Annotated in this window: 11 protein-coding genes; all 11 read left to right on the top strand. The window is 54.0% G+C overall.

All coding sequences use genetic code 11. The features are described 5' to 3' along the window. Positions 1-339: 339 nt before the first annotated feature. Positions 340-480 (top strand): 50S ribosomal protein L34, encoded by a 141-nt coding sequence (gene rpmH, locus GNG26_RS22465; RefSeq protein WP_003849659.1) that lies wholly within the window; start codon positions 340-342, stop codon positions 478-480. A 16-nt stretch (positions 481-496) separates the two neighbouring features. Beyond that, positions 497-856: a ribonuclease P protein component gene (rnpA, locus tag GNG26_RS22460; RefSeq protein WP_014072458.1), complete on the top strand. Its 360-nt coding sequence runs from the start codon at positions 497-499 to the stop codon at positions 854-856. Further along, positions 820-1,077, top strand: a complete 258-nt coding sequence (yidD, locus tag GNG26_RS22455) for a membrane protein insertion efficiency factor YidD (RefSeq protein ID WP_072036746.1) — start codon at positions 820-822, stop codon at positions 1,075-1,077. Before rnpA ends, yidD begins: the two co-directional genes overlap by 37 nt. A 2-nt stretch (positions 1,078-1,079) precedes the next feature. Then, positions 1,080-2,723 carry a membrane protein insertase YidC gene (gene yidC / locus GNG26_RS22450; protein ID WP_103177628.1) on the top strand — a complete coding sequence of 548 codons (1,644 nt, stop codon included), beginning with the start codon at positions 1,080-1,082 and terminating at the stop codon, positions 2,721-2,723. Between the two features lie 74 nt (positions 2,724-2,797). Continuing rightward, entirely contained in the window at positions 2,798-4,162 is a 1,365-nt protein-coding gene (mnmE, locus tag GNG26_RS22445; RefSeq protein WP_114316319.1) for a tRNA uridine-5-carboxymethylaminomethyl(34) synthesis GTPase MnmE, read from the top strand. 194 nt (positions 4,163-4,356) lie between these two features. Next, entirely contained in the window at positions 4,357-4,434 is a 78-nt protein-coding gene (gene tnaC, locus GNG26_RS22860) for a tryptophanase leader peptide (RefSeq protein ID WP_350028380.1), read from the top strand. A gap of 228 nt (positions 4,435-4,662) precedes the next feature. Continuing rightward, entirely contained in the window at positions 4,663-6,078 is a 1,416-nt protein-coding gene (gene tnaA / locus GNG26_RS22435; RefSeq protein WP_156240119.1) for a tryptophanase, read from the top strand. Between the two features lie 90 nt (positions 6,079-6,168). Then, entirely contained in the window at positions 6,169-7,425 is a 1,257-nt protein-coding gene (tnaB, locus tag GNG26_RS22430; RefSeq protein ID WP_156240118.1) for a low affinity tryptophan permease TnaB, read from the top strand. Between the two features lie 132 nt (positions 7,426-7,557). Continuing rightward, the gene (locus GNG26_RS22425) at positions 7,558-8,733 is read left to right on the top strand and encodes an MFS transporter (protein ID WP_156240117.1); all 1,176 of its coding nucleotides are present in this window, start codon (positions 7,558-7,560) and stop codon (positions 8,731-8,733) included. Next, positions 8,702-9,664 (top strand): HTH-type transcriptional regulator YidZ, encoded by a 963-nt coding sequence (yidZ, locus tag GNG26_RS22420; RefSeq protein WP_156240116.1) that lies wholly within the window; start codon positions 8,702-8,704, stop codon positions 9,662-9,664. Before GNG26_RS22425 ends, yidZ begins: the two co-directional genes overlap by 32 nt. A 143-nt stretch (positions 9,665-9,807) precedes the next feature. Further along, a complete protein-coding gene (locus tag GNG26_RS22415; RefSeq protein WP_156240115.1) occupies positions 9,808-10,554 on the top strand; it encodes a 4'-phosphopantetheinyl transferase superfamily protein in 747 nt (248 codons plus the stop codon). Positions 10,555-10,592: the final 38 nt, after the last annotated feature.

Here is a 10,592-nt window from a genome sequence, read left to right as displayed (position 1 = left end):
CGATTTAGGCCGCATATTGGAAAAATTAATGAGTAGCGACAATTTTTTGCTTAAATGATCTAACGAAGATCCTGGACGATCCTTGCGATTTGCCCTGGAGCCCGTATAATTCCCCACCCGGCGCGTGGGACTCGATTTCCTGCGTCTGACGCTGCTCAATTTGCACGCTAAAAACGTGCGGAAAGACGCGGGAAATAAGGAAAGAGAATTGACTCCGGAGTGTACAATTATTACAATCCGGCCTCTTTAATCACCCATGGCTTCGGCGTCCATCGTTCGTTATTCGTTCGGACTCCACAAAAAGTCATTGAATTTATTCAAGTTTAGGTAGAAATCGCCATGAAACGCACTTTTCAACCGTCTGTACTGAAGCGCAACCGTTCTCACGGCTTCCGTGCTCGTATGGCTACTAAAAATGGTCGTCAGGTTCTGGCACGTCGTCGTGCTAAAGGCCGTTCACGTCTGACCGTTTCCAAGTAATTAAGCTAACCCCTGAGTGGTTAAGCTAGCATTTCCCAGGGAGTTACGTTTGTTAACTCCCACTCATTTCACTTTCGTCTTCCAGCAGCCACAACGGGCTGGCACGCCGCAAATCACCATTCTCGGCCGCCAAAATTCGCTGGGGCATCCCCGTATCGGTCTCACTGTCGCCAAGAAAAACGTTAAGCGTGCGCATGAACGCAATCGGATTAAACGTCTGACGCGTGAAAGCTTCCGTTTACGTCAACATGAACTGCCTTCTATGGATTTCGTGGTGGTGGCTAAAAAAGGGGTTGCCGACCTCGATAACCGTGCTCTCTCGGAAGCGTTGGAAAAATTATGGCGCCGCCACTGTCGCCTGGCTCACGGGTCCTGATCGGCCTTATCCGGGTCTATCAACGCCTGATTAGTCCGCTACTCGGGCCACACTGTCGTTTCAGACCGACCTGTTCGCAATACGGAATTGAGGCATTGCGCAGGTTTGGAGTGATAAAAGGCAGTTGGTTGACGGTGAAACGCGTATTAAAATGCCACCCTTTACACCCAGGTGGAGACGACCCCGTCCCTCCAGGACCTTTTGATACCAGAGAACACTAACGATGGATTCGCAACGCAATCTTCTTATCATCGCTTTGTTGTTCGTGTCTTTCATGATCTTCCAGGCTTGGGAGCAGGACAAAAATCCTCAACCTCAGCAGCAGGTCACGCAGACAACGACCACCGCAGCGGGTAGCGCCGCCGACCAGGGCGTACCGGCCAGTGGCCAGGGGAAACAGATTACGGTTAAGACCGATGTGCTTGAGCTGACTATCAACACCCGTGGTGGTGATATTGAGCAAGCGCTGCTGTTGACCTACCCGAAAGAGCTGAAGTCTTCCGAACCTTTCCAGCTGCTGGAAACCACGCCTGAGTTTATCTATCAGGCACAGAGCGGCCTGACCGGTCGTGATGGCCCGGATAACCCGGCTAACGGTGCGCGTCCGCTCTATAACGTAGACAGCGATACCTTCGTGCTGGCCGATGGTCAGAACGAAATCACCATTCCGCTGACCTACACCGACGCCGCGGGTAACACCTTCACCAAAACCTTCACCCTGAAACGCGGTGAGTTTGCGGTAAACGTGGGCTATAACGTACAGAACGCCGGTGCGAAGCCGCTGGAAGTGTCGACCTTTGGTCAGCTGAAGCAGTCCATCAATCTGCCGTCGCACCGCGACACCGGAAGCAGCAACTTCGCGCTGCACACCTTCCGCGGCGCAGCGTACTCTACGCCAGACGCGAAATATGAGAAATACAAGTTCGACACCATCGCCGATAACGAAAACCTGAACGTCAGCTCCAAAGGCGGCTGGGTTGCGATGCTGCAGCAGTATTTCGCTACCGCGTGGATCCCGAATAACGACGGTACCAACAACTTCTATACCGCGAACCTGGGTAACGGTGTTGCCGCTATCGGCTATAAGTCTCAGCCGGTTCTGGTTCAGCCGGGTCAAACCGGTACGCTGGCCAGCACCCTGTGGGTCGGCCCGGAAATCCAGGACAAAATGGCTGCCGTGGCGCCGCACCTGGACCTGACCGTAGACTACGGTTGGTTGTGGTTCATCTCTCAGCCGCTGTTCAAGCTGCTGAAGTGGATCCACAGCTTCCTGGGTAACTGGGGCTTCTCCATCATCGTTATCACCTTTATCGTTCGTGGCATCATGTACCCGCTGACCAAAGCGCAGTACACCTCCATGGCGAAGATGCGTATGCTGCAGCCGAAGATTCAGGCGATGCGTGAGCGTCTGGGCGATGACAAACAGCGTCAGAGCCAGGAGATGATGGCCCTGTACAAAGCCGAGAAAGTGAACCCGCTGGGTGGCTGCTTCCCGCTGCTGATCCAGATGCCTATCTTCCTTGCGCTCTACTACATGCTGATGGGCTCCGTTGAGCTGCGCCACGCGCCGTTCGCGCTGTGGATCCATGACCTCTCAGCACAGGACCCGTACTACATCCTGCCGATCCTGATGGGCGTGACGATGTTCTTCATCCAGAAGATGTCGCCGACCACCGTGACCGACCCGATGCAGCAGAAGATCATGACCTTTATGCCGGTCATCTTCACCGTGTTCTTCCTGTGGTTCCCGTCAGGTCTGGTGCTGTACTATATCGTCAGCAACCTGGTAACCATCCTTCAGCAACAGCTGATCTACCGTGGTCTGGAAAAACGTGGCCTGCATAGCCGCGAAAAGAAAAGCTCCTGATCCCAAGTAGGCTGTAGCTAAAATAAAGGCGGTCATCAGACCGCCTTTTTTATTGCGTTAAGAAGAGACAAACCATGAGCCATAACGACACTATCGTCGCCCAGGCAACCCCACCGGGACGCGGTGGTGTGGGCATTCTGCGTATCTCCGGCCTGAAGGCGCGCGAGGTGGCAGAAGCGGTGCTGGGTAAACTGCCAAAGCCACGCTATGCCGATTATCTGCCCTTTAAAGATAGCGACGGAACGGCGCTGGATCAGGGCATCGCACTCTGGTTCCCGGGCCCGAACTCCTTTACCGGCGAAGACGTGCTCGAACTGCAGGGCCACGGCGGGCCGGTGATCCTCGACTTGCTGCTGAAACGCATTCTGACCCTGCCGGGCGTACGCATCGCCAAACCGGGCGAGTTCTCCGAGCGGGCGTTTCTGAACGACAAGCTGGATCTGGCCCAGGCAGAAGCGATTGCCGACCTGATCGACGCCAGCTCCGAGCAGGCCGCGCGCTCGGCGCTGAACTCGCTGCAGGGCGCCTTTTCCGCGCGCGTTAACCATCTGGTGGAAGCACTTACTCACCTGCGCATCTACGTGGAAGCAGCCATTGATTTCCCGGATGAGGAGATCGACTTCCTCTCCGATGGCAAAATCGAAGCCCAGCTTAACGAGGTGATGAACGATCTCGACGCGGTACGTGCCGAGGCGCGTCAGGGCAGCCTGCTGCGCGAAGGGATGAAGGTGGTCATTGCCGGTCGCCCGAACGCCGGGAAATCGAGCCTGCTGAATGCCCTGGCGGGGCGTGAAGCGGCGATTGTCACCGACATAGCCGGTACCACCCGCGACGTACTGCGGGAGCATATTCATATCGACGGTATGCCGCTGCATATCATCGACACCGCGGGCTTACGCGATGCCAGCGACGAAGTGGAGCGTATCGGTATCGAGCGCGCCTGGCAGGAGATCGAGCAGGCCGACCGGGTGCTGTTTATGGTAGACGGGACTACCACCGCCGCCGTTGACCCGGCCGAAATCTGGCCGGACTTTATCGCCCGCCTGCCGGCAAAACTGCCGATCACCGTGGTGCGCAACAAAGCGGACGTTACCGGCGAAACGCTGGGTATCAGCGATGTGAATGGTCACTCACTTATCCGTCTGTCGGCACGAACCGGCGAGGGTGTGGATGAGCTGCGCAACCATCTGAAGCAGAGCATGGGCTTTGATACCAGCATGGAGGGCGGCTTCCTCGCCCGTCGTCGCCATCTGCAGGCGCTGGAAGAGGCGGCACAGCATCTGGATCAGGGTAAAGCCCAGCTGCTCGGCGCCTGGGCCGGAGAGTTACTGGCGGAAGAGCTGCGTCTGGCGCAGCAGGCGTTAAGCGAGATCACCGGGGAGTTTACCTCGGACGATCTGCTGGGTCGCATCTTCTCCAGCTTCTGCATCGGGAAATAAACCCGTTGCAGTTAACTGCAAAAAAGCCGCAATAGCATCGCTGTTATTGCGGCTTTTCTTTTCCCATATTACCTGAATAAATACCAAATACGCCTGTTATATTCTCTGTGATTACAATCACAATTAATATCATCGCGCATAGACAAATATTCTCATTCGAATAGTGTAGTAGCGTGTCTAATGAGGATAAATCAATGATGATTATCTTAAATACATATATCACCTCTAAGTGGTTCAATATTGACAATAAAATTGTCAATCACCATCCTTAATCTCCCTTCGCTTCTCATTCTCTATGCAACCTGAATAGATTAACACTCTATTTATCCGGTATGCCTGAAATCATTGCGCCCGTAAGGCTGCAATTGTGCCTCTGCACGTCTCTGTCGGTGGAATATATTCTCCCGGTTGCGTAGCAGTATGGCAGGCCCGGGCATGCCTGAATTAATGGTTATTGAAATAGCCACCAGCACCGCTGCGATAAAAACAGGAATTATATAATGGAAAACTTCAAACATTTACCAGAACCATTTCGCATCAGAGTTATTGAGCCGGTTAAACGCACCACAAGGGAGCATCGCGAAAACGCTATTATTAAATCGGGGATGAACCCTTTCCTGCTGGATAGCGAAGACGTATTTATTGATTTACTGACCGACAGCGGCACCGGCGCGGTCACACAAAATATGCAGGCCGCCATGTTGCGCGGTGACGAAGCCTACAGTGGAAGCCGGAGTTACTACGCGCTGTCTGACGCGGTGAAGGAGATTTTCGGCTATCAATATACTATCCCGACCCATCAGGGGCGCGGCGCGGAGCAGATCTATATTCCTGTGTTAATCAAAAAACGCGAGCAGGAGAAGGGATTAGACCGCACAAAAATGGTCGCCTTCTCTAACTACTTTTTTGATACCACACAGGGTCATAGCCAGATAAATGGCTGCACCGTGCGCAACGTCTATATTAAGGAAGCATTCGATACCGGCGTCCGTTACGATTTTAAAGGCAACTTTGACCTGCAGGGCCTGGAAAACGGCATCGAAGAAGTGGGGCCGAGTAACGTGCCTTATATTGTCGCAACCATCACCAGCAACTCCGCCGGTGGGCAACCAGTGTCGCTGGCGAATCTGAAAGCGATGTACGCGATCGCCAGAAAATACGAGATCCCGGTCGTCATGGATTCCGCGCGCTTCGCAGAAAACGCCTGGTTTATTCAAAAACGCGAAGCGGAATATAAAGACTGGACTATCGCGGAAATAACCCGTGAAACGTACAAGTATGCGGATATGCTGGCGATGTCCGCTAAGAAAGATGCCATGGTGCCAATGGGCGGGTTGCTGTGCATCAAAAACGATGACTACTTCGACGTCTACACCGAGTGCAGAACGTTGTGCGTCGTCCAGGAAGGGTTCCCGACTTACGGTGGCCTTGAAGGTGGCGCGATGGAGCGTCTGGCTGTCGGCCTGCATGATGGCATGGGCCAGGACTGGCTGGCGTACCGGATTAATCAGGTGCAGTACCTGGTTGACGGCCTGGAAGCCATCGGGGTGGTTTGCCAGCAGGCGGGGGGCCATGCTGCCTTTGTGGATGCGGGTAAGTTATTGCCGCACATTCCAGCAGAACAGTTCCCGGCGCAGGCGCTGGCCTGTGAGCTCTATAAAGTAGCGGGTATTCGTGCAGTGGAAATCGGTTCGTTCTTATTAGGCCGCGATCCGAAAACCGGTAAACAATTACCTTGCCCGGCAGAACTGTTGCGTTTAACCATTCCGCGGGCCACGTATACGCAATCGCACATGGATTTCATCGTCGAAGCCTTTAAACACGTTAAAGAAAATGCGAAGAATATAAAGGGATTAACCTTCACCTACGAACCTAAAGTATTACGCCACTTCACTGCAAAACTCAAAGAAGTTTAACCTTCTGTCCCCGGGTGGCTAAATAATGTTAGCCACCCGCAAAGTAAATATATCAATAACATCAGGCTTACCATAATTGATGGGGGCACCATGGATAATGCTTTAGAATTAGAGACTAAACACTCTTCGGTTTGGGGTGTCATGGTTATAGCAGGTACCGTTATTGGCGGGGGGATGTTTGCTTTACCCGTGGATCTGGCAGGGGCATGGTTTTTTTGGGGTGCGTTTATTTTAATTATCGCCTGGTTTTCAATGCTTCACTCCGGGTTGTTATTGCTGGAAGCAAATTTAAACTATCCTGTCGGTTCAAGTTTTAATACGGTCACCAAAGATCTGCTTGGCAATAAATGGAATATCGTAAGTGGTTTCACGGTCGCCTTTGTGCTTTATATTCTGACCTATGCCTATATCTCGGCCAACGGCGCAATCATAAGTGAAACCATCGCCATGAATCAGGGCACGCATGTGAACCCGCGCATTGTGGGTGTCAGTACGGCGCTCTTTGTCGCGGCGGTATTGTGGTTCAGCTCATTAGCCGCCAGCAGGATTACCTCGCTGTTTTTAGGCATTAAGATCATCGCCTTTATCGTTGTTTTTGGGTCATTTTTCTTTCAGGTTGATTACTCGATATTAAGAGACAGCAACGTTACCTCGGCCAGTAATACCACCTACTTCCCCTATATCTTTATGGCCCTGCCCGTCTGCCTGGCGTCGTTTGGTTTTCATGGCAACATTCCCAGCCTGATCATCTGCTATGGGAAGCGGAAAGATAAGCTGATCAAAAGCCTTGTGTTTGGCTCGCTGCTGGCACTTTTTATCTATCTGTTCTGGTTGTATTGCACGATGGGGAATATCACCCGCGACAGCTTCAATGAGATCATCTCATCAGGGGGCAACGTCGATTCGCTGGTGAAGTCTTTCCTTGGCACCCGGCAGCATGGGGTCATCGAATTTTGTTTACTGGTTTTCTCCAATTTAGCCGTCGCCAGCTCCTTCTTTGGCGTCACGCTAGGCTTGTTCGATTATCTTGCCGACCTCTTTAAACTGGATAATTCCCCCTCCGGTCGTCTGAAGACGATCATGCTGACCTTCCTGCCGCCCACTTTGCTCTACCTTATCTTCCCGAACGGCTTTATCTACGGAATTGGCGGTGCCGGGTTGTGTGCAACCCTATGGGCGGTCATTGTCCCGGCCCTGCTCGCGTTGAAAGCGAGACAGAAATTCCCGGATAAGATCTTCACCGTCTGGGGAGGGATGGCGATCCCTTCTCTGGTGATCCTCTTCGGTGTCGTGGTCATTTTTTGCTGGTTCGGTAATACCTTTAATTTCCTGCCGCGCTTCGGTTGATCCTGCCTGCGTTCCCGTAAGCCACCTCTCGCTGAGGTGGCTTTCCTGCCAGGAAATCACCTTTGTCCAAATGGCAACTCGCTAAACCTCTCTTCTCCCCCTATGCTTCATGCCTGCATTTATGGGGGGTTTATGGCTCGTTTTCTGTTTTGTAGTTTTGCGCTGGTGCTGCTTTATCCATCGGGCATTGATATGTATCTGGTGGGGCTGCCGCATATTGCCCGCGATCTGGGCGCCAGCGAAGCGCAGCTGCATATCGCGTTTTCAGCCTACCTCGCGGGGATGGCGTCATCGATGGTGTTTGCCGGGAAGATTGCCGATAAAGCCGGGCGTCAGCCCGTCGCCATTACCGGGGCTGTGATATTTGCCCTGGCATCGGTGCTCTGTTCTGTGGCGCAGGAGAGCACGCTGTTTCTGGCCGGGCGCTTTATCCAGGGCATCGGCGCGGGCGGCTGCTACGTGGTGGCGTTTGCGATTTTGCGCGACACCTTAAGCACCCAGCGACGCGCCAAAGTACTCTCCATGATAAACGGTATCACCTGCATTATTCCGGTGCTGGCGCCGGTGGTGGGCTACCTGATCATGCTGCAATTTCCATGGCAGAGCCTCTTCTGGGCCATGGCGGCGATGGGAATGCTGGTTTTTATCCTCTCTATTACGGTGCTGAAAGAGACCCATCCAGGGGCGCAAAACCACACTCATACCGCGTCGGTTCCGCCGGAGGAGACGCTGCTTAACCGCTTCTTCATCAGCCGGCTGCTGATCACCACCCTGAGCGTGGCGGTGATCCTGACCTATGTAAACGCTTCCCCGGTATTATTAATGGAAATCATGGGTTTTGATCGCGGCGAGTATTCCACGGTAATGGCGTTAACCGCGCTGGTCAGCATGGCCGTCTCCTTCTCGGCGCCGTTTGCGCTGAATATTTTCAGTCAGCGCACGCTGATGCTGTCCTCCCAGGTGCTGTTCCTGGCGGCGGGCGTGGTGCTGGCGACAGCCAGTTCCCCAACCTTGATGCTGGCGGGTATCACTCTGGTTTGTGCCGGGTTCTCTATGGGGTTTGGTGTGGCGATGAGTCAGGCATTAGGCCCGTTTGCGCTGCGAGCGGGAGTGGCAAGCTCGGTGCTGGGTATTACTCAGGTCTGCGGCTCGTCGCTGTGGATTTGGCTGGCGGCGATAATCGGGCTGAATGCACTGAATATGCTGATCGGGGTTCTGATTGGCTGTAGCATGCTCGGCATCACCCTACTTATGGTCATCCGGCCCGCAGCACATCATGAAGAAGCCCCTCAGCAGTCTCGATCTTAACCTGTTGTTGTGCCTGCAGCTTTTGCTGCAAGAACGCAGCGTCACCAAAGCCGCGAAACGGATGAACGTTACCCCGTCCGCGGTGAGTAAATCGCTGGCGAAGTTGCGCGACTGGTTTGACGATCCCCTGTTTGTGAAGACCCCTCTGGGGCTGCTGCCCACCCCGCTGACGGTGAGTCTGGAACAGGATCTGGCCGACTGGATGCAGATTGGCAACCAGATCCTCGATAAATTCCACCATGACTCTCCCGGCGGCCTGACCTTTGAGCTGGCGGCGGAAACGCCGCTGATGCTGATCCGCTTTAACGCTCTGCTGGAACAGGTGAATCAGCGTTACCCACAGGCGACCGTGAAGATGCGCCACTGGGATTACGATTCGCTGGACGCCATTACCCGCGGGGAGGTCGATCTCGGTTTTACCGGGCGTGAAACGCACCCGCGCTCCCGGGAGTTACTGAAGCTGATGCCGTGGTTTATCGACTACGAAATTCTCTTCAGCGACCGGCCGTGCGTCTATCTGCGTGAGGACCATCCTGCCCTTCAGGAGGCGTGGGATCTGGAGACCTTCCTGCGCTATCCGCATATCAGCATCTTCTGGGAGCGGAGCGACACCTGGGCGCTGGATGAAGTGCTGAGAGAGATGGGGCGTACACGTAATATCGCCATGAGCCTGCCCGGATTCGAGCAGTCGATGTTTATGGCGGCGCAGCCGGGCCATAACTACATTGCTACCGCGCCGCACTATTGCCATCACTATAATCAGCTCCACCAGCGGAAGCTGGTTGCCCTGCCGATCCCCATCGATGAAGCGCAGGCGCAAAAGCTCACTGTCCCCTTCACCCTGATCTGGCATAAGCGTAACAGCCACAACCCCAAAATCCTCTGGCTGAGAGAAACCATTAAAGCGCTGTATGGTTCGCCATTACGTTAATTGCCCGGTTTTTGGCTAAGCAAATGTAAAGTTCCGCTGCAAACCTTCCCTTACCCCCATTTAGCCATTAAAACAGTAGATAAGTTAAGCGATAATGATGTAAACGTTTAACCCGTCTACTGACCATTATCATGGAGCGAAAAATGGCAACGCATTTTGCAAGAGGGACGCTGACCGAGGGGCGGCTGGTTTCGACCAGACTCTCTCCATCCTGTCATATCGAAGCGCGGAAGCTTCCGGAACATCGTCGGGCGCGATTTTTGGCTTCCCGATCGCTGCTCGCTGAACTGATGTTTATGCTTTACGGCACCAGCGAGCTGCCGGACGTAATTACCGAACCTGAGGGTCGCCCGGTTTTTGCCGATCCTGAACTCCCCCGTTTTTCCATTGCCTACGCCGGCAATATTGTGGGTCTGGCGCTGACCACGGAAGGCGACTGCGGTCTGGATATGGAGCTGCAGCGGACCATTCGCAGCATGGATGGTACCCACGCTCATGACACCTACCCGTTATCCAGCAACGAGAACTTATGGGTGCGTAATCAGCACGACCCCAACGAAGCCAGAGCACAGCTCATTACCCTGCGCCAGAGCATTCGTAAACTGTCAGGCGACGCCAATGACTGCGCCAGCCTGCTGCAACTGTTACCGGGTTCCGGTCGTCTGCGGGCGTCCAGAGCCGCGCAGGTGGAAGCCTTAAGCGATGCCGAAGATGTGCTGATCTGGTCGATTGCCGTCACCCCGGTTATTGAACGGCTAAAAATCTGGTCATTCGACAGCCGTCTCGGATGGAACGGTCTGCCGGATGTTCCTGCCCGCGCCAACGAACCGGCAGCCCGCCTGATGCGGCTCACCAGTTTACCGGCGGAGAAAGCGATTACCCTTACCTGACCCTTCAGCAGGGCCATCATGATGAAGAAGGAGTAGTG

It is taken from the genome of Leclercia sp. J807, assembly GCF_009734465.1.
Taxonomy (GTDB): domain Bacteria; phylum Pseudomonadota; class Gammaproteobacteria; order Enterobacterales; family Enterobacteriaceae; genus Enterobacter.
This window is presented reverse-complemented; position numbering and strand designations above follow the sequence as displayed.

What these genes read in the sequence shown, in the direction of transcription:
- rpmH (WP_003849659.1), top strand. Translation starts at nt 340, where the DNA reads ATGAAACGCACTTTTCAACCGTCTGTACTGAAGCGCAACCGTTCTCAC.
- yidD (WP_072036746.1), top strand. Translation starts at nt 820, where the DNA reads ATGGCGCCGCCACTGTCGCCTGGCTCACGGGTCCTGATCGGCCTTATC.
- yidC (WP_103177628.1), top strand. Translation starts at nt 1,080, where the DNA reads ATGGATTCGCAACGCAATCTTCTTATCATCGCTTTGTTGTTCGTGTCT.
- mnmE (WP_114316319.1), top strand. Translation starts at nt 2,798, where the DNA reads ATGAGCCATAACGACACTATCGTCGCCCAGGCAACCCCACCGGGACGC.
- tnaC (WP_350028380.1), top strand. Translation starts at nt 4,357, where the DNA reads ATGATGATTATCTTAAATACATATATCACCTCTAAGTGGTTCAATATT.
- tnaA (WP_156240119.1), top strand. Translation starts at nt 4,663, where the DNA reads ATGGAAAACTTCAAACATTTACCAGAACCATTTCGCATCAGAGTTATT.
- tnaB (WP_156240118.1), top strand. Translation starts at nt 6,169, where the DNA reads ATGGATAATGCTTTAGAATTAGAGACTAAACACTCTTCGGTTTGGGGT.
- GNG26_RS22425 (WP_156240117.1), top strand. Translation starts at nt 7,558, where the DNA reads ATGGCTCGTTTTCTGTTTTGTAGTTTTGCGCTGGTGCTGCTTTATCCA.
- yidZ (WP_156240116.1), top strand. Translation starts at nt 8,702, where the DNA reads ATGAAGAAGCCCCTCAGCAGTCTCGATCTTAACCTGTTGTTGTGCCTG.
- GNG26_RS22415 (WP_156240115.1), top strand. Translation starts at nt 9,808, where the DNA reads ATGGCAACGCATTTTGCAAGAGGGACGCTGACCGAGGGGCGGCTGGTT.